The sequence below is a fragment of the Ignavibacteriota bacterium genome (assembly GCA_016212665.1).
Classification (GTDB): Bacteria; Bacteroidota; Ignavibacteria; order UBA10030; family SZUA-254; genus FW602-bin19.
This window is the reverse complement of record JACREZ010000029.1, coordinates 1-20,110: the sequence shown is the minus strand read 5'-3', so window position 1 is coordinate 20,110 and position 20,110 is coordinate 1. Positions and strand designations below refer to the sequence as shown.

General features: G+C 43.3%; 19 protein-coding genes. 4 read left to right on the top strand and 15 right to left on the bottom strand.

The window, feature by feature from the left end; genetic code table 11:
• The 12 genes from mraZ to HY960_10285 form a co-directional block, all read right to left on the bottom strand.
• Complete coding sequence (gene mraZ, locus HY960_10340) at positions 1 to 450, bottom strand: division/cell wall cluster transcriptional repressor MraZ (GenBank protein MBI5216138.1); 450 nt, start codon at positions 448 to 450, stop codon at positions 1 to 3.
• A gap of 287 nt (positions 451 to 737) precedes the next feature.
• A complete protein-coding gene (locus HY960_10335; protein MBI5216137.1) occupies positions 738 to 1,457 on the bottom strand; it encodes a 16S rRNA (uracil(1498)-N(3))-methyltransferase in 720 nt (239 codons plus the stop codon).
• Positions 1,458 to 2,783: a BamA/TamA family outer membrane protein gene (locus HY960_10330; protein MBI5216136.1), complete on the bottom strand. Its 1,326-nt coding sequence runs from the start codon at positions 2,781 to 2,783 to the stop codon at positions 1,458 to 1,460.
• 31 nt (positions 2,784 to 2,814) lie between these two features.
• Positions 2,815 to 3,582, bottom strand: coding sequence for a ribonuclease III (rnc, locus tag HY960_10325; protein MBI5216135.1), 768 nt, complete (start codon positions 3,580 to 3,582; stop codon positions 2,815 to 2,817).
• Between the two features lie 7 nt (positions 3,583 to 3,589).
• Positions 3,590 to 4,843 carry a beta-ketoacyl-ACP synthase II gene (fabF, locus tag HY960_10320; GenBank protein ID MBI5216134.1) on the bottom strand — a complete coding sequence of 418 codons (1,254 nt, stop codon included), beginning with the start codon at positions 4,841 to 4,843 and terminating at the stop codon, positions 3,590 to 3,592.
• A gap of 51 nt (positions 4,844 to 4,894) precedes the next feature.
• Positions 4,895 to 5,131: an acyl carrier protein gene (locus HY960_10315; GenBank protein ID MBI5216133.1), complete on the bottom strand. Its 237-nt coding sequence runs from the start codon at positions 5,129 to 5,131 to the stop codon at positions 4,895 to 4,897.
• 48 nt (positions 5,132 to 5,179) lie between these two features.
• Positions 5,180 to 5,926, bottom strand: coding sequence for a 3-oxoacyl-[acyl-carrier-protein] reductase (gene fabG, locus HY960_10310; protein MBI5216132.1), 747 nt, complete (start codon positions 5,924 to 5,926; stop codon positions 5,180 to 5,182).
• A gap of 138 nt (positions 5,927 to 6,064) precedes the next feature.
• Positions 6,065 to 6,970: an ACP S-malonyltransferase gene (gene fabD / locus HY960_10305; GenBank protein MBI5216131.1), complete on the bottom strand. Its 906-nt coding sequence runs from the start codon at positions 6,968 to 6,970 to the stop codon at positions 6,065 to 6,067.
• A 108-nt stretch (positions 6,971 to 7,078) separates the two neighbouring features.
• A complete protein-coding gene (locus HY960_10300) occupies positions 7,079 to 8,071 on the bottom strand; it encodes a ketoacyl-ACP synthase III (GenBank protein MBI5216130.1) in 993 nt (330 codons plus the stop codon).
• Between the two features lie 16 nt (positions 8,072 to 8,087).
• Positions 8,088 to 9,095: a phosphate acyltransferase PlsX gene (plsX, locus tag HY960_10295; GenBank protein MBI5216129.1), complete on the bottom strand. Its 1,008-nt coding sequence runs from the start codon at positions 9,093 to 9,095 to the stop codon at positions 8,088 to 8,090.
• An 86-nt stretch (positions 9,096 to 9,181) separates the two neighbouring features.
• The gene (gene rpmF, locus HY960_10290; GenBank protein ID MBI5216128.1) at positions 9,182 to 9,364 is read right to left on the bottom strand and encodes a 50S ribosomal protein L32; all 183 of its coding nucleotides are present in this window, start codon (positions 9,362 to 9,364) and stop codon (positions 9,182 to 9,184) included.
• Between the two features lie 11 nt (positions 9,365 to 9,375).
• The gene (locus HY960_10285) at positions 9,376 to 9,936 is read right to left on the bottom strand and encodes a DUF177 domain-containing protein (protein ID MBI5216127.1); all 561 of its coding nucleotides are present in this window, start codon (positions 9,934 to 9,936) and stop codon (positions 9,376 to 9,378) included.
• A gap of 439 nt (positions 9,937 to 10,375) precedes the next feature.
• Between HY960_10285 and HY960_10280 the strand changes: the two genes are divergently transcribed.
• On the top strand, positions 10,376 to 11,404 hold the full coding sequence (locus HY960_10280) for a hypothetical protein (GenBank protein MBI5216126.1): 1,029 nt from the start codon (positions 10,376 to 10,378) through the stop codon (positions 11,402 to 11,404).
• 3 nt (positions 11,405 to 11,407) lie between these two features.
• Here HY960_10280 and HY960_10275 read toward each other — a convergent pair whose 3' ends face one another.
• From HY960_10275 to HY960_10265, 3 genes are read right to left on the bottom strand one after another with little or no spacing between them, the layout of a single operon-like run.
• A complete protein-coding gene (locus HY960_10275; GenBank protein ID MBI5216125.1) occupies positions 11,408 to 11,959 on the bottom strand; it encodes a hypothetical protein in 552 nt (183 codons plus the stop codon).
• 18 nt (positions 11,960 to 11,977) lie between these two features.
• On the bottom strand, positions 11,978 to 12,733 hold the full coding sequence (locus tag HY960_10270) for a dienelactone hydrolase family protein (GenBank protein MBI5216124.1): 756 nt from the start codon (positions 12,731 to 12,733) through the stop codon (positions 11,978 to 11,980).
• Between the two features lie 4 nt (positions 12,734 to 12,737).
• Complete coding sequence (locus tag HY960_10265) at positions 12,738 to 13,148, bottom strand: EVE domain-containing protein (GenBank protein ID MBI5216123.1); 411 nt, start codon at positions 13,146 to 13,148, stop codon at positions 12,738 to 12,740.
• Between the two features lie 142 nt (positions 13,149 to 13,290).
• On the opposite strand from HY960_10265, the gene HY960_10260 reads away from it, so the two are divergent.
• From HY960_10260 to HY960_10250, 3 genes are all read left to right on the top strand, one after another.
• Complete coding sequence (locus HY960_10260; protein MBI5216122.1) at positions 13,291 to 15,735, top strand: choice-of-anchor B family protein; 2,445 nt, start codon at positions 13,291 to 13,293, stop codon at positions 15,733 to 15,735.
• A 46-nt stretch (positions 15,736 to 15,781) separates the two neighbouring features.
• A complete protein-coding gene (locus HY960_10255; protein ID MBI5216121.1) occupies positions 15,782 to 19,033 on the top strand; it encodes a choice-of-anchor B family protein in 3,252 nt (1,083 codons plus the stop codon).
• A 643-nt stretch (positions 19,034 to 19,676) separates the two neighbouring features.
• Positions 19,677 to 20,110: hypothetical protein (locus tag HY960_10250; GenBank protein ID MBI5216120.1), on the top strand; the 434-nt coding region annotated here is incomplete at its 3' end.

The window sequence follows — 20,110 nt, the reverse complement described above, 5'->3', positions numbered from 1 at the left end:
TTATCCCTTTGAAGTCATAACTTTTGTCGCAATCTGTTCATACGATTCCGGAATACTTTTCTTATATTCCACATACAGTTGCGGGTTCCATATCTCGATTTTTGATAACAGTCCGATAACGTGAACATCGGATTGAATGTTAGCAAATTCGCGGAGCGATGGCGGAATCATTATTCGAGATTGTGAATCAAGCGATACATCTTCTGCACACTCATACAGCAAGTGCAGAAAATTATCATCATCATCAACATAACTGTTCAGTTTACGATACTCGGTTTCGATCTTGTCCCATTCATCCTGTGGATAAAGAAAGAGACATTGCTTTTTCCCGCGAGTAATCACAAACGAGTTATCCGCTTGAGGTGAAACATTCTTCTTCAATTTCATTGGAAGACTGATTCGACCTTTTGCGTCAACAGAATATTGATATGTTCCTTTGAATGATGACATAATTTACCAAAACCCTGTGGAATAATAACATTTATTGACATAAATTCCCATATTTACCCACAAAGTTCTTGTAAATATAGACTAATTCTTGAATTTGTCAAGAATTTCAGATGTAACTTAAAATATATTTTTGATTATGTCAGATAAGAAAAACCTTGAATTCGCCATCCGCAACTCCAACAAATTCAAGGGATAAAACCGTCCCGATAAATTACACTCAAACTATAAGAGAGAATATTAAAAATATTTTTTTTGTGAGTCTGTAAAAAGAAAAAATATTTTCAAATTTATTTGTTGGGAACGGTAAATAATGAAACTGCAACGATAGCGGCAGTCTCCGTTCGCAACCTTCTTTCCCCGAGACTTACAACTCTGAATCTTCTCTCCAAAAGCTTCGTGACTTCTTCCTCGCTGAAACCACCTTCCGGTCCGATTAATAGAAGAACGGATGTATTTTGTTTTCCTCCATGTTCGATATTAAAAAATCTCTCATCCGATTTTTCATGACAGAAAATTTTCTGTTCATAATGTACATCGGTAACAGCAAGTGCGTCCAAAGTTGCCAAGCTGCGTACCTTAGGAAGATAAGAGCGACATGATTGCTTCATTGCTGCAAGTGCAAGTTTCTGCCAACGCTCAACCTTTGCATGTGAAGGTATTGTTCGTTCGGTGTGAAGTGGAATAATATCCTTCACCCCAAGCTCCGTTACTTTCTCTATAAGAAAATCAAAACGCGAAGGGTTTTTCAAAATACTAACAGCGAGCGTTATGGAACATTCAGACTCATTATGATTTTGGAACGTTTCAAGAATCCTTCCTTCTGCAACTTTCTTTGTCAGATTTGTAAGTTCAACATCATAAGCAGTTCCTTCTCCATCCACAACACGCACTCTTTCTCCTTCCCTTTTTCGCATAACATGAGCGAGATGTAAAAATTCATCTCCCTCAATATGTACAGTATCGCCTGAGATATTTTTTTTTGGTGAATAAAAATAATCTAACGACATTCAGAACGACGCTCCTAAATCAATAATGAATTCACTCTTCCCGAATTCATTCCACGCAATTTCTGTTCGTACAACAAAACTGTATGGCAAGAGAAAATGCAACCCGGCTCCATACCCGCTCGGCAACGGTGTTGGCACAGCTGGTTGTTCGCGAAACCATACAGTTCCTGCATCGGCAAACGCGGCGGCAGTGATTCCGAATCGCCACAATGAAAATTCTTTTGGAAGAAATTCTGCTTTGATATACGTGGGTTCCAATACTGTGTAATGCAATTCCGTGGAAACGCCGAACAGGTTTTCCCCTTCTATTACTTCTCTGAAATGTCCCCGGAGCCGTTCACCATAACCGAAGTAAACATGTTCGTAAACGGGCTTCTCATCGCCTGCCGTGAGAACACCGAATGCACGCGCTGTTAAAACAAACTCAGAACTCAACGGAATGTACCGGCGATAATCTGCATTGAAATGTGTAAAATCTATCGTCGTGGAAGGCACGCCGAACTTCGTTATGCTTATTCCGGTGTATGTTCCGAAACCGGGATATTCATGCAAATCTCTTGTATCATAAGTATATCCAACGCTTCCCTGTAAAAACCTGTTTTTCCCTGATTGATTTCCGGAAAACAAATTTTCCGGGATATCAACTATTCGATAGCCGAGATTCACCCAAACCGTGTGCATAGTACCCAATCTTTTTCCTACTGTTGCCGAAAATAAAAAATGTTGTTCATCGAAATCACCATGTTGCTGTTGCAACTGGACGCTTTTGTTTCTCACTTTATTATAGACAAGTCTACCTTCCAAAAAGTGTGTTCCGCTTTCTTCTAAAAACGGATTTCGATATGATAACGCAACCCAAGGGTCATAACCGAGTGCGAACGAACCAAATACTTTTTCGTTTCGTCCTCGAAAATTAGTATGGGCTAATCCCGCACCGTAATAAATCTTACTCCAATCACGGTCCCTCAACCCGAAAATCGGATACGGATAAATAAACCATCGCTCATGAACAGTAATGTTGAGATTCGCTTTTACGGCGGAAACCGGTTCGACTTCCATTTCCACTTTATTGAATAATCCCAAACTGTAAATTCTGTTCCGGTCATATTCAACACCTTCGTGTGTGATAAGTGAATCTTGCTTTATTGTCATTTCGCGGAGTATGACAAACGATTTGGTATCTTCATTTCCGAATACGCTCACTTCACCAAGTCGGAATGAAGAATCCGGAAACGTGTATGTGGTTGAATCCTCAGCAACATCAATTTGCGCCGAAATAAATTCAACAAAAAAGAAAAATAAAAATATGAAAAGAAGAGTTCTCATCAATTGTTATTCTTTGATGATGAGATGAAGACTAAACGAGTTGAAATTTTTGTAACGCTTTTTCTGCCGCAGCTTGTTCTGCATCTTTTTTGTTTTTTCCCATCCCGACACCATACGGTTCATCGCCGAGATAGACTTCAACTGTGAATACTCTGTCGTGGTCGGGTCCATCCTCTTTGATGGTAACATAGCGGGGAATAGAAAGACTTTCTGCCTGTGAATATTCAAGCAACTGGCTCTTGAAATTAGCATCTTCAGTAACAACCAATCGTTGTTCGACTGCCGCTACCATTTGTCGTTGCACAAATTGTTCTGCCGCCCGAAACCCACCATCGAGATAGATAGCGGCGACGAGCGCTTCGTATGCGTCGGCAAGAATTTTTTCCAACCCGCGCTCTACAGAACGAGGAATACTCGCTCCAATCAGGATAAATTCCTGTAAGTCAATCAAACCGGCATAGGCGGAAAGCGCCTTTCTGTTCACAAGCCGAGAGCGCATTTTTGTAAGGTCGCCTTCCGGCAAAGATGCGTGACGATGGAAGAGATATTCTCCCACAACCATGTTCAAAACAGAATCTCCAAGAAATTCTAATCGTTCATTGGAAACCAACGTTCCGTTTTCCGGCTTGTTAATGTATGAACGATGGGAAAGCGCTTCAGAAAAAAGCGATTTGTTTTTTATTCGATGCTTTATGACGCGCTGAAGCCGTTCAAAATTTATCTCAGCCGTAATTGATGAAGAATCACTCGTCTGCTCCTCCCGAAGCCATGCAAGTATGCGACGAATGAAATCATTCATAGAACAATTAATTCAAAGGATATTTCTTGAGGAGAATCGAAGCGTTATGTCCGCCAAAACCAAACGTGTTGCTGATAGCTACATTCACGGTTTTCTTCATCGCCTGATTCGGTACATAGTTCAAGTCACATTCCGGGTCGGGATTTTCGTAGTTGATGGTTGGCGTGAGCAAATCATTCTGAATCGAGAGCGAGGTGATAATCGCTTCAACCGCTCCCGCTGCACCGAGCAAATGTCCAATCATTGATTTTGTTGATGTGACGTGTAACTTGTACGCATGCTCGCCAAACAATGTTCTGATTGCTTCCGATTCTGACTTGTCATTATATGGAGTTGATGTTCCGTGAGCATTGATGTAATCAACATCTTCCGGTTTCAATCCTGCATCCTGAATACAAATCCGCATCGAACGAACCGCGCCTTCTCCTCCCGGCGCCGGCGCTGTGATATGATGAGCATCCGCCGTTAACCCAACACCGCCGACTTCTGCATAAATCGTCGCACCTCTATCAAGAGCGTGAGTCAGTTCTTCAAGCACCAATACGCCTCCGCCTTCGCCCATCACAAATCCGTCGCGTTGAGCATCGAACGGACGACTTGCCGTGAGTGGCGCATCGTTTCGTGTTGACATTGCTTTCATCGCATTGAAACCGCCGACTCCCATCGGTGTTATCGCCGCTTCCGAGCCGCCGCAGAACATCACTTCTGCATCGCCGCGTTGTATCAACATAAACGCATCGGCAATAGCATGAGATGAAGTTGCACAAGCAGACGTTGTTGCGTAGTTCGGTCCTTTGAAACCATATCGCATCGAAATTTGTCCCGCAGCGATATCGGCAATCATCATCGGTACGAAAAACGGACTGATTCTTCCGGGACCGCCGTTCATGTATTCCTGCATTTGCTTGTGCCAAGTCCACATGCCGCCGATTCCCGATCCGAAAATCACCCCGATGCGCTCACCGTTTTCTTTTTCCAAACTCAAACCGGAATGTTTGAATGCCATCTCCGCCGCCACCATTGCATATTGTGTGAACAAATCCATTCTGTTCGATGCTTTGCGGTCCATGAAGTTCAGCGGATTGAAGTTCTTCACTTCACATGCAATTTTCGTATCGTACTGAGCGGTATCAAAACATGTAATGGGTCCACCGCCGCTCACACCTGCGACTGCGTTCTTCCAATACTCTTCGATGCCGATGCCGATGGGCGTGACCGCTCCCATTCCGGTCACAACAACTCTACGACGGTGGTTATTCATAGCCAATTCCTGTTCGTGTTAGAAAATGATTCAGTCTTTCGACCAAATGAACTACTTTGCTTTACCTGTTAAATAACTGATTGCATCACCGACAGTGGTGATTTTTTCCGCATCTTCATCGGGAATCTGAACGTTGAATTCTTTTTCAAATTCCATGACCAACTCGACTGTGTCAAGCGAATCTGCACCAAGGTCATTGGTAAATGATGCGGCAGGTGTAATCTGCGATGCTTCTACACCTAACTTGTTCATGATTATGTCTTTAACTTTTGCTTCGATATCCATGATTGGATCCTTTATGTAATATTGTTAATGAATTATGATTTATATACTCTATTATAATAATGTCAGCCCGCCATCAACACAAATCGTTTGACCTGTGATGTAATCCGAAGCTGACGAAGCGAGGAATGTTACCACGCTTGCAATTTCATCCGGCTTTGCCGTTCGCTTCAACGGAATTTTCTCCGCTATCGCTTTTTGCTGTTCTTCAGTTAATTTCCCTGTCATGTCTGTTTCCACGAATCCGGGAGCGACAGCGTTCACGTGAATGTTGCGTGAAGATAACTCTTTTGCCATTGATTTGGTAAATCCGATGACTCCGGCTTTTGAAGCAACATAGTTCGCCTGACCTGCGTTCCCGGTAATTCCCACAACCGACGTGATATTGATAATCTTGCCAGCCCTTTGCCCCATCATTTGTTTGGCTGATGCTTTTGTAAAATTGAACACACTTTTCAAATTCGTGTTGATAACCGCATCCCAATCCTCCTCGCTCATGCGAAGAAGTAAACCGTCTTTCGTAATGCCTGCGTTGTTGACCAATATATCAAGTCGTCCGAACTGAGCAACAACCTTTGTAACAATCTCCACCGCTTGATTGAACGATGCAACATCTGCTTGAAATGCAACGGCATCGCCACCGTTCGCTTTGATTGCCTGAACAACTTCTTCCGCTTCACTTGCCGCGCTCCGATAGACGATTGCTACCTTCGCTCCGGCTAAAGCAAGCGACAAAGCAATCGCCCGTCCGATTCCCCGCGAACCGCCGGTTACTAAGGCAATTTTATTTTCTAAATTCAGTTTCATATTTGTACTTAATTCTTCTTGCCCGCCTTTGGCGGCTGAATACTTTGTAATTAGTTATTTGTCATTCGTCATTGGTCATTCGGGAATCAACTACCGGGCATCTTTTTTCATTTTTGCGTTTTGCATTTTGCATTATTTTATATCTGAAAACTTGTCAATGCCAATTACTTCTACACTTGCATCAATTCTTTTTACAAGACCCTGAAGAACTTTTCCGGGTCCGACTTCGACAAACCTCTTCGCTCCATCTGCAACCATATTCTTTATTGATTCTTCCCATCGAACCGGTTTCGTCAATTGGTCTTTCAGGAGTTGACGGATTTCCGGCGCTTTGGTTACGGGCTTTGCTGTCACGTTTGCATACACGGGAATCGTTGCATCATTAATCGTGATTGCATCCAGCGCTTTCGATAATCCTTCAACAGCATATTCCATCAACGGAGAATGGAACGCACCGCTGACAACCAATTCTTTCACTAACTTTGCGCCACGTGCTTTGGCAAGTTCCATTGCTTTCTTCACTCCGGAAACTGAGCCGCTAATAACAATCTGCCCGGGAGAATTAAAGTTTGCACACTGAACAATTCCTTCTGTGCTTGCTTCTGCACAAACAGATTCAAGAATATTCGATTCAAGTCCGACAATTGCCGCCATCGTTCCGGGTTGAAGTTCTCCTGCTCGTTGCATAAGTTCACCTCGCAAGCGAACAATCTTCAAACCATCTTCAAACGATAAAACACCTGCATACACCAACGCTGAATATTCTCCAAGCGAATGTCCGGCAACCATAGAAACATCCTGTTGCCCGAGCAATTTCGAAAGAATAACGCTGTGCAAGAAAATCGCAGGTTGTGTATTCTTCGTTTGCTTGAGTTCTTCTTCCGGTCCTTCAAAGCAAATCTTGCTGAGTGAAACTCCAAGCAATTCATCTGCCTGCTTGAACATCTCACGAGCAGTCTCGTTTTGCTCAAACAAATCTTTTCCCATTCCAACGTATTGGGAACCTTGACCGGGAAATATGTATGCACCTTGTTGCATTTACAGTTTTTCGTTTCTTGTTTTTAGTCTTGCTTTTATGTTCTTAGTCGTCAACAAATTCAACACATACCATATCACACATCTCGTATCGCACAATAACGCTACGGCTCACCGCTTATCCACACTCCACTTCACCAACACCGCTCCCCAAGTATAGCCCGCACCAAAACTTGCAAGCACAACTGTTTGCCCACGTTTCAATTTTCCCGCTTGCCACCATTCTGAAAGACAAAGCGGAATTGTTGCGGCGGTTGTGTTTCCGTATTTGTCAATGTTAATCATGACTTTCGATGGGTCAAGTCCCATCCGTTCCCTGCACGCGTCAATGATACGCAAGTTCGCCTGATGCGGTACAAGCCAATCTACATCGGCTCCGGTAAGATTATTCCGTTTCATGATTTCGGCGGAGACATCAGCCATTCCGAGCACGGCAACTTTAAACACCGACTTTCCATCCTGATAGATGTAGTGCATTTTGTTATCAATCGTTTCGTAGGTTGGCGGGTTAAGACTTCCACCCCCTTTTTGATACAACGCATCTTTTCCAGCGCCATCAGAATACAGGCGATGGTCAATAATTCCCAAGTTCGGGTCATCGCTTGGTTCGAGCAAAACAGCCGCGCCGGCATCACCGAATAACACGCATGTATTTCTGTCTGTGTAATCCGTAATTGCGCTCATCTTATCCGAGCCGATTACCAACACTTTTTTGTGCGTTCCCGCTTCAATGAACTGACAACCGGTGACAAGTGCAAACACAAAACCTGAACATGCCGCCGAAACATCAAAACACCACGCATTCTTCGCGCCGATTTTCTCCTGCACTAAACACGAAGTCGAAGGGAAAAACATATCGGGAGAAATTGTGGCAACAATGATTAAATCAATCTCGCTCGCTTCAATGCCACGGTTTTTCAAACAGGCAAGCGCGGCAGGCGCCGCAAGGTCGGACGTTGCGCCGTGTTCAAGGATTCGGCGCTCACGGATTCCCGTTCGTGTGAGAATCCACTCATCCGTTGTCTCCACCATTTTTTCCAAATCTTTGTTCGAGAGAATTTTCTCGGGAACGTAATGACCAACGGCAGTTATTGCCGCACGAATTCGTTCTGACAACTCTTTACCTTTCAATTGCTATTTGTTTGAGTCCACCATCAGCGGACAAAAGCGCTTCTTGTATCCGTTCATTGATGTTCTTGCGCACCGTCTCTTCCGCTTTCAAAATCATATTCTTGATTGCTTTCGGAGTGGATTTACCGTGACCGATAATCGCCACGCCTTTCACTCCAAGCACCGGCACTCCGCCATGCTCTTCATAATCCATACTCTTGAAAACAGAGCGGAGCGAATTCCTCATCATTCCGCCTAACAATTTCAAGAAAAGATTTTTGCTGAATGCTTCTTTCAATCTGTTCTTGATGAACGAAGGAATACTTTCACCGAATTTCAGGACGATGTTTCCGACAAATCCATCGCACACAACCACCTGCGCTTTGCCACTCAGAATATCTCGCCCTTCGACATTGCCAATGAAGTTAATCCCGCTTTGCGAGAGAAGTTTGTGCGCTTCTTTCACTGCTTCATTTCCTTTCGATTCTTCTTCGCCGACGCTGAGAAGTCCGACCGATGGATTGGAAAAATTAAACATCTCCTTCGCGTAGATACTCCCCATGATGGCGAACTCATACAAGTGCTGAGGACGGCAATCCACATTCGCTCCGGCATCGAGCAACAGGCAAACACCCTTTTCGCTTGGAAAGAATGCGCCGATTGTCGGGCGACTCACGCCATCAAGCCGACCAAGAATAAGCGTTGAAGCGGAGACCATCGCGCCGGTATGTCCCGCGCTGACGAACGCGTCAACTTTCCCTTCTTTATGCAAAGTCATTCCGATACCGATGGAGGAATCTTTCTTCTGTCGGAGCGCGGCTGTTGCGCCGTCGTGCATATCAATCACATCTGCCGCGTGAACAATCTTGTAATTCAATCGCTCAGCGGAAGATGGTTGGAGATGCGAACGGATAAGAGATTCCTGTCCGACGAGTACGACCTCGAACCTGTTGTTGGATTCGCGGAGAGCATCAAGCGCGCCCGCGACAACATTTTGAGGAGCGTAATCGCCACCCATCGCATCCACTGCAATTCGTATCGTGTGTGTGTCGTCCACAAGTTCACCGAAAATTCATCGGTGTATGAACAATGGTAGAAATGGAGTTATGATTCTTTCGGAATCATGATAGAGCGACTATTATAGTAGCCGCAATTCGGACAGGCTCTGTGAAGAAGTTTCTGGTCGTGGCAGTTGGGACATTCGCCCGTTGACGGCGCAGTTGCCTTGTAATGTGTACGGCGCTTTGCGCCACGAGATTTCGAATGTCGCCGTTTCGGATTTGGCATTCTCTTGTTCCTTAATTTTTATTGTTTGATATCAATGTTCGTAATACGTCAAATGGCGCTGATGCGCCATGGGGCTCATGCACCCACCGTGAATCAGTGTTTTCTTCTGCGCAGACACAATCTTTCTCATTCATGTTCACGCCGCAGTGCGGACAAAGTCCCCTGCACTCTTCCTTGCAAATGAGTTTCATCGGAACCGCCAACATGATACACTCCCGAACGTCATCTACAAGTTCGAGATATGGCGTACCGATGTGAATTGTCCTCAACTCATCATCAGGAAAAGACTCGGAGTTCTTTTCGTCGAATGTGTAGCAGATGTTGTACAATGATTGAATCGGAAAATCAAATTCAACCGCACAACGGTCACACTGAAATTTTGCTTTAGTTGAAACCGAAGCCCGCAAATAGAGTTGGCGTTTTGTTTTTTCGAGGGAGGCATCTATAGAGATGGACTCCTGAAAATTCTCCGCCAAGTCAAGTTCGGTCGGATGTGAAATTAACTGATAATTGTGAATCCCTTCGGAGAGTTGGGAAATTCTGATTCTTAAATCTGATTGTACATGTTTCATAGTAATCCCTCCAAAGAACGATTAAATCACACCAAATTCACTTGGTTTTTGAAAAAAGACGGAGAAATATAATAAAAAATGGGCATAAACAAAACCACTCATTCAATTACTGACTCCCGAATCATCCGATGACGCTGAGAAATGAGGCTTTCAAACAGACGAGATTACAATTGTAACGCCTACCCATCCTCCAACTCTTTATAACGCTGACATAAGAAGTTGAATTTCACGCGACAAGAATCTCTTTCTTTTACTCTGAACAGAACCAATTTTGTTGATTTCGTTCAATTGCATTTCTTATTCATTTATGTATATTCAGATTGAAATGTAAGTCGAATCACTGATTCGGCTATATCTCTCGACGAGAATGCTTACCTGTGTATTGGCAAGCGTCCTTTTCGGAATACAATATTTTCAAGAACTATTTTGGAGAATTACAATGTCTATAATGGTACGAAGTAGATTTATTTCTGTGCTTCATTTTTATTTTCTGGTACTTGTTTGTTTGATGTTCACTGCGACTTCACTTCTGGAAGCATCAGGAGATTCGGTTCAAACTCCACAGCGGTTGGCATATGACCAACGCGAGTTTCAATACATCAACGAATACAACAGGATGTTATGGAAATATCTCCGTGCAGTTGATGAAATCAAAGATGGACATTACAAATCGGATTTGAAGTGGAATACCGATGCTCAGGGAAAAGTGAAATCGCTACTCCCCTATGTTGATAATTCTCTTTTTACCGGTCAGAGTATGTTACGAACGCTCAACAACGAACGGGAAATTCTCACACAAGCGGCGTTCGATGATAACACCAACCGATTGACACAGCGATTTCATCACGCCGTACAAAATGCTCAGGAAGGTGTGGACGAAATTTTGAAATTTTATACTACGCCATGGAAACAAAAAACAGAAGTTCAAACAGGTGAAGTTCAAAAGAATGGCGGTTGGACGAAAGTATGGGAATCTATGCGCGATATGGTGACAAAGTCGCGGGAATTTTTCAACCTCCTCCAGACAATGGAAACTCCGAAAATGCCATATGTCGAATCAAAAGTTGTTTCAGATTTATTACCGCCGGTACTTCATGTCACGGTTGCACCTGTCGGGGCGCCGTTCTTTGGAATCTGGTATAAAGTCGGAGCGCAAAACATCGTTGTTTCCGAACCGTACATCTCCGGTTCTCCTTTGAAGACAGGCGATGTGATACTTGGCGTATATAAATTCGGGGCAATCACCGTGAAAGACTCATCGCTCGGCGATGCTGAACTCGACCCGACCTCCGGCGCAGAAAAAACTCTCATTGAATTTCAATCAATAGCGTCGTTTGCGAAGATATTCAATCCGCGAACAGCATTGGTTGGGAAAACGCTTAGATTTTTAGTGCGTCGAGACGGAAAAGAAATGAAGATAGATGTGAAATGTTCCTCCGCCGAAGGCGGAAATATTTTCCAACGATAAAAATTAGTCTGCCGGTTCTTTGTGAGTTACTATCTCGGTCGTTGATTCGAGCATCTTTTCCGCCTCGTAGCCCCGCAAGCCGCGCATCGTATCATTGATACGGGCGACGGATGTTTCGATTCTTCCTATCCAGCGAAGCATTTCTTCGTCTTTTTCAAATTTGCGGCGCAGTTCCTGTGTGGTAACCGAAATAATTGCGAGAGGATTGTTGACACTGTCCTGCATCAACATCGTAACATCGTTGACTATCTGTTTGTAAATTTTTTGGCGGTCAATAATCCGCTCAACTTCATGCCGACGTTCGATTTCTTTTTTGTTCGCTTTGCGATACTTCTGGATCTGAAGCAACGCCGCGGCAATCAACCACAGCAGTATTAGTGAATCGAACTGGACGAGAAAATCGAAGAATGTTCTTTTTTGGTCCGAGTGTTCAAACAGATTGAGTGAGGTAACGAAATAATACAGATAGATAACAACAGCAGCAATAACAATAGGATATCGTTCCACATACGATTTCGTCCAATGCCATATTTTCAAAGTGAAATTTTTCATCATCGTTCTGTTTTCATCAGGTTAGTGCGATAAAGTTTTTTCAATAAAAGTAAAAATCCGAATCCACGCTCCCGACGCGGCAAGCACGGAGTATCCTGCTTCATTATTCGGATTCATAAACGCATGTCGGGCGTTGGGATACATCTCCATCTCAAATTGTTTTTCATATGATAAAGCCGCATCCTGAAAAACTTTAACTTTTGCCGGAGTTACTGAGGCATCTGCTTCCCCGAAAATTCCCAGTACAGGACAGTTGATTGCTTTGATTGATGAAGAGTCATTCAACAATTCACCGTACACTACAATAGTGGAAGCAAGTTCAGAGATTTCCGCCGCCGCCTTCAATGAATATTCTCCCCCCATGCACCAACCAATCGCGCCGATTTTTTCCGGCGATATATTTTGCTGTTGCTGCAAAAAACGAAACGCGGCTCGGACATCTTGTGAAACACGCGCCTTCGGTAATTCGGTTTTCATTTTTCTTGCTTCATCCGGGAGCGTAGTAACTTTTCCGCGATATAAATCAAGAGCAAGCGCCGCATACCCATTTCTCGCAAAAGAGCGAGCGTTTTGTTTCATCCAATCTGTCAGACCCCACCATTCATGAATCAGAATGATAGCCGGAACAGTATCTTTTCCTTCAGGAATACTTAGGTATGCATGGACTGTATCTTCTCCGCTTGTGTAATGTACCATCGTTGAAGTGATATTCCTCGTCTGTGAAATCAAACAAGCAGAGAAAATAATATAGAAGAGAACGAAGGTTGTACTTTTCATGGGATTATTCAGATTCAGATAATTTCAAGAGTGATATTGCGTGGGTTTCACTCACTGGCATAACGGAAAGTCGGGAATTCCTGACTAAATCAAACTGTGCAAAATCTTTTCTTGATTTTATTTCAGAAAGAGAAACTTTTCGGGAGAAAGTTCGTTTAGGTTTTATGTCAATGACAACAAGTTTTTCATCGCTTTGCTTTGGGTCGGGATATGGATTTGAGACAACTTCCGCCAATCCGACAACCGATTTCTCGTCTCCGGTATGATAGATAAAGACAATGTCTCCCTTTTTGATTGAGCGGAGATGCTTAAGGGCGAGATTATTTGACACACCGTCCCAAGTTGCTTTCTTCTCACGAAGTAAGTCAGCGAAAGAAAACGATGTTGGTTCAGTTTTCAACAGCCAGTACGTCATAGTTGTTGGATAAGAATACGAAAAGGAATTGAGATAGTCAAGCAAAATGCTCAAGTTGTTGTGTGAATTATTTGATTTCTGTACTTTAGTTCACATTTTTTATCTTTATCCATTATTTAATCCGTTCAGAGAAAGAAAACAAATGGTTCGTACTTTATTTATAGGTGTTATCACAGTATTTGTTTTGTTACACATATCTCCTGCTCAGGAATCAGGGGGAGTGCGGCTTCTAAGTCATTATGTTCCGCCGGAAGGAGGTTCCTACGTCGCCGGATGCTGGGGATGGACAGATACCGTTTCGGGAAAAGAGTACGCATTGTTGGGAAGTTATTCGGGAACATCCATTGTCGAGATAACCGACGCCGATAATCCTGTTGAAAGGGATTTCGTGCCGGGACCCTCATCAACTTGGAGAGAACTTCAAACTCATTCACACTATGCTTATGTCGTCACTGAAGGAGGTGGCGGTGTTCAAATTATTGACCTTTCGTATTTACCCGATTCGGTACATCTTGTTCAAAGTTTTAATTACTCTCAAGGTGGAAAAAATATTTCTTCCTCTCATACCAACCACATCAAGGACGGATATTTGTATTTGAATGGATGCAGTAACTGGCCTCGCGGTGGCGCAGTTATTTTCAACCTTGCCGACCCGGAAAATCCAACATTCGAGGGAGAATATAGCGAACGGTACTACCATGATAGTTTTGCAAGAAACGATACCTTGTTCGGCGCAGCAATTTATGATGGAGGAATTGACATTGTTGATGTTTCTAATAAATCGAATCCAATATTCATCACTAGATTCAATTATACGGGTGCAGGCACACATAATTGTGCAACTACATCCGATGGACGATATCTTCTCACCACAGATGAAATCGGGACTACTGCGAAGACTCTAAAAATCTGGGACATCCAACACTTGCCAACAGTAACGAAGGTTGCAGAATATCAAGGCAATCCTACAGCGATTGTACACAATGTCTTTGTTAAAGATACTTTAGCGTACATGTCATACTACACTGCGGGATTAAAAATTCTGAATATTGCTGACCCCACTCATCCCGTCGAAGTAGGTGGATTCGATACATATCCGAATTCTGACATTGCAGCATACACGGGCGCATGGTCAACCTATCCATTCTTTCCTTCTGGCAAAATCATCATCGGGGATATGGAAACCGGGTTGTACATTGTTGATATAAATCCCAACGCCCCACGGACTCCAACGTTCTTCAGAGCCTACAGTGATTTTCAAACTCCATCTTCTGCAACAATGTCATGGGTTGACCCGACTGAAATTGTTTCGGGAACTCCTTTAACTGATTTTTCAATTCATATTTATCGTGATGGTATTTTTATTGCGGAGGTTGATTCAGGCGTTCAGCAATATACCGATTCAGGATTGGTACTTCACCAAGCGTATCGTTACTCGGTTCGTGCTGTGTCTGCAACTGATTCAAGTTCAGCAACAGGATTCACCGTGTATGCGGGTGGACATGCGCAACCCAAACCTCCTACTTCATTCGATGTTACCAGTATTGATGCTGGTGCAAAAATTTCATGGATAACTCCATCTCAACAATTAGACGGAACCCCGCTGAACGATTTAGCATTTATTGATATTTACAGAAACAACGCTTTGATTGGAACAGTGAATGTGAATACGGATGACACTGCATCGTATGGCGAATACATTGATTCAACATCCGGATATCATACATATACTATCCTCTCGCGCGATAATGAAACTCCGAACAATACCAGTTCCCTGACTGAGCCAATTTTTGATTACGCAGGTTCGGTCTCTTCTTCTTATTCAGAAAATTTCGATTCGGGATTATCCTCAGTCTTTCACACGGGTGATTGGGATACAACCCACGCTATTTCAGTTTCAGGTAACGCATCAATAACCGATAGTCCTGAAGGATTTTATCCGACGAATTCAAGCACGTACTTTTTACTTCCGCCGCTCAGGGCGACGGCAAATCATGTTCTCTCATTCAAACAAATTGGAACGATTGGTCTGGGAGATTTTGGTTTTGTTGAAGGTTCGACCGATAACAAAACATTCACCCGGCTCTATGTCGCTCACTCATCATATCATGCAGAGTGGAAAGACAGTTCTGCCGATAGTGGTGATTGGTTTCCTCAAACAGTAAGTTTATCCCGTTACGCAGGTGATACAGTGTATCTCCGGTTCTTACTTGTCACTGATGCAAGCAGGCAAATGGATGGCTGGTACATTGATGATATTACAGTCGCTTCGACAGTCGGCGTGGAAGAAGAGTCAATAAATACTCCTGCCGGAATATCGCTTGAACAAAACTTTCCGAACCCGTTCAATCCGACAACGAATTTCGGATTTCGGATTTCGGATTTCGGATTTGTGACGTTGAAGGTATTCGATGTGCTGGGTCGAGAAGCAGTGGTATTACTGAATGAGGAAAAGTCGCCAGGAAAATATTCTGTTCAATGGGATGCGCAAGGTGTTCCAAGCGGCGTGTACTTCTATCAATTAGAAGTGAATGAACGTGATGGAACACATGCGGTTCAGAGGAAGAAATTGATTATTTTACGATAACGTAATTCATAAATAAATATTCATCGGGGATATAATGAAATCATCAATGTTCTATTTGAAAATCATTTTAACAATTCTTTTATGTACGCAAGTACAAACATTCGCTCAAGCAACAGGCGCAGTCCGTTATCTGGGGCATTTTATTCCCCCTCAGGGTGGTTCATACGTTTCCGGCGCTTGGGGATGGACTGATGGAAGCGGTCGGGAATATGCAATCCTTGGCAGTTATTGCGGGACTTCCTTTGTTGAAATTACCGACGTAAACAATATGGTTGAACGGGATTTTGTACCCGGTGTTTGTTCGAGTTGGCGGGAGTTACAGGTTCACGGCAATTATGCCTATAATGTCAGTGAAGGTGGCGGCGGTGTTCAGATAATGGACCTTTCATATTTACCCGATTCCGTTCATCTCGTCAAGAGTTTTTATTACTCCCAAGGCTCAAAAAATATCACACGCGGGCATACACTCCATATCAAAGATGGATACATGTATCTCAATGGATGTGCAAACTGGTCTCCGGGCGGAATTCTCATCTTTAGTCTTGCTGACCCGCTCAACCCAGCGTATCAAGGCGAGTTTGCAGGCAACTACATTCATGATTGCTTTGTTCGCAACGATACAATTTACGGTGCGGCAATTTACGGAGTAGGTGTTCAAATTATTAATGCAACGAATAAGACGAGTCCGCAATTACTTCACACTATTTCTTATGACGATGCAGGCACTCATAATACAACAACAACTTCTGATGGGAGATACGTTTTATCAACAGATGAAATTGGAAGAACAGCAAAGACACTCAAAATCTGGGACATGCAAAATCCTCCAACGTTTACAAAAGTTGCTGAGTATGTCGGGAGCCCAACTGCAATTGTGCATAATGTGTTTGTGAAAGATAATCTTGCAATCATGTCGTACTATACTGCCGGAGTAAAAGTAGTTGATATAACGAACCCGGCTTCTCCTGTGGAAGTAGGAGGATACGATACATATCCAAGTAATGACAATGCAAACTACGATGGTGCGTGGTCAACCTATCCGTATTTTCCTTCCGGAAAAATTATCGTCGGCGATATGTCATCAGGATTATATGTTGTTGATGTAAATTTGAACGGACCGAAAACGCCTGAGTCATTCACTGCATACAGCGATTACCAAACCCCGAACAGTGTTCAGTTGACATGGAACGACCCGACGGAAACGAATTCCGGCGACCCTCTGACAAACTATGAGATGCACTTGTACAGAAATACCACTCTCATCGCAGTCGTTGATTCGGGAATCGAACACTACACAGATAATTCGTTAACGTTGCATCAGTATTACAATTACACCCTTCGTGCTGTAACGGCAGCCGATTCGAGTACCGGAGCGATTGCCGGTGCGTATGCCGGAGGACATGCTACTCCGAACGTTCCATCTAATTTCAATGCGCTCGATGCAACGGGCGGCGCATTACTTACGTGGAAAAACCCCTCTCGTCAGGTTGACGGAACACCGCTCAACGACCTTGCATATATTTTAATTTACCGGGATGGAGTCCTTGTTGATAGTGTTGCACAAACTTCTCCCGATTCCGGTCAAACACGTTCACACATTGATAGTGTCCAGGGATTTCATTCCTACTATATCAAAGCACGAGATAATGAAACGCCAGTCCATTACAGCGCGGCAACATCATCGGTAACTGCCTATGGCGGAATTCTCACACTGCTCTCGGAAGATTTTGAATCATCCCTTCCGTATCTCAATAAAACAGGAACTTGGGATTCAACCATGGATGCATCTGCAAGCGGCACACATTCTTTAACTGATAGTCCGGGTGGGTTGTATCCACATTCAACCACTTCATATGTTGAAATGCCCCCGGTTATTCTCGGTAGCACGGGCATGCTTCAATTCAAAACGATAGCAATTATTGCTTTTGCCGATTTTGGATTTCTTGAAATCAGTAAGAACCAAAGACAAAGTTGGACCTCGTTACGAGTCTATAACATGAACTTGCATCCTGAATGGACTGATTATTCAGCAGATGCAAACGATTGGTTTACAGAACGCTTCGACCTTTCTGCCTATACGAACGACACTGTGATTGTTCGTTTTCGTCTTGTTGCTAACTCTTCGAACAATGCCGATGGTTGGTATGTAGATGATATTTATATCGGACCGACGATGTATGAAACGACGAGCAACATCTCATTCAATGCAAGTTGGAATTTACTTTCGCTCCCTCTTTCCGTGGAAGACAAAAGTGTGAGTACACTATTTCCTTCCGCAACTTCACAAGCGTTTGCCTACGAGGGCGGCTATGTGTCGGCAGATTCACTTGAACACGGAACCGGCTATTGGTTGAAGTTCGACCAAACTGATTCTGTTCAGGTAACTGGAACAATGACACTGAAAGATACTATCTATGTAAACAGCAAGTGGAACATCATCGGCGCATCAGGCGAAGCAATTGCGACCTCGAAGATTTCCAGCATCCCCGCAGGGATTGTCTCTTCCTCGTACTATGGATTTGACGGAAGTTATCAGGCGGCAACGACTCTTCAACCCGGAAAAGGATATTGGGTGAAAACATCGAACAGTGGAAAATTAGTTTTATCCGCATTCGCCAAGTCTTCAAACTCAGAAGAAGTTGTTCAGAAAACAATATCCCAACTGAACACATTGACGCTCAAGGATAACTTCAATCATAAACAAGTTTTATATTTTGGGAACAAAGAACTATCGCTTGTGCCAATAGAATATTTCGAACTCCCCCCTGTTCCGCCGGTTGGCGCGTTCGATGTTCGGTTTACATCACAACAATTTGTTGAAACTGTACAAGAAGAAAACAAATCACTCCCCATCTCGATTCAGTCTCCCGAATATCCCTTGACAATTGAATGGAATATTCAGCCAATGCAAAAAGGAAAATGGATGCTCGAATCGGAAGACGGACAGAAGGAAATGACAAACGTCGGTTTCTCTTCTCTACAGTCGAACAAACTTACGCTTCGTTATGCCGGTAGTAATGCAGTATCGCTCCCGACCTCCTTTGCATTACATCAGAACTACCCGAATCCGTTTAACCCGAGTACTGTTATCAGTTATCAACTTCCGGTACAAGGTTTTGTTACGATTAAAGTATATAACACACTCGGTGAGGAAGTAGCAACGTTGGTTGACGGGTTGCAGGTTGCAGGGTACAGGTTTGTTGAATGGAATGCGAACGGAATGTCAAGCGGAATTTATCAGGTGCGGATGGTTGCAGGAGAATTTTCTGAAGTTAAGAAAATAATTTATGTAAAATAGATCCATGTGAAATGATGGATTGACTTTTAAAAAAACCGTTCTGTGTTCTAACAGAACGGTTTTTTTGTAATGTCTAAAACTGAAATACACCATAGCCATCTCGTTCCAGCGCTTCTCACAAAATACGCAAGCAAAAAAGGCCACATCATATTGTAACGACGCTCGTACAGGAGTGGCATTTCTCGTTTTTTCCTCTTTTCCCCCTCTTTTATCCTCGTATCGTAGTTTTACGACGCGAGGGTAATTTACTACCCAAAAATAGGGTAGATTACGTATTGATAATCAAGCACAATTTCCGTTCCTTTACACTAATCCAACGTATTGCTCTTCAGACCATCATCATCCGAAGTTTTCGTGGATTAAACTTCAATACTAACGCGAGCCCGGACAGGGGGTTTTAACAACCAAAAAGGTGAGCCATTCCTATCTCAAAGCTGGTTAGGAAAAGCCGGCTCACCTTTCTTTATCGCCCCGGTAATTTTGGGAGATGCCGGGGTGGTTTAGTTTGAGGTTTTACACGGACAGAGATTTTTTTAACGTTGCGGCAGTACAATTACAATACAAGGTATCGTGAAAGGAAGATTGAATATTACGTTTGCTCTCCGTATGTTTACAGGAGAATCCATAACCAATAAGGTGAATAATGTTTACTAACTTATACACCAAGGGATTTGAGAACATCAGGCGACTTGATTCAGTCGAAATAATATTTCGACTTGCTATCCTTTTTCTTTTTCTCTGTCTTGTAATGTTTGGTTGCTCGTGCAACGAAACTGGAGTAGAGATAATCCCCATACCGCAACTTACCTTAGAGGAGAACGGTGTAACAGAACTATGGCTCCGTGTTACAATGAGTAACGGCAGCGATGATTTTACGGTACACCGGGATGATAGTTTACTTACCACTCTCCACCCTCCAATTGTTACAGTAATTTTTGATGAAGAATTGTTGCCGAAACATACTTACACATATAAAGCGGGGCGCGGCACAATACTTCATGTGACAACGTTAGACACGACAAGCCACGACTTCACGTTTACACAATACATTCTCGGTGAAGGACAGAACAGCATTAT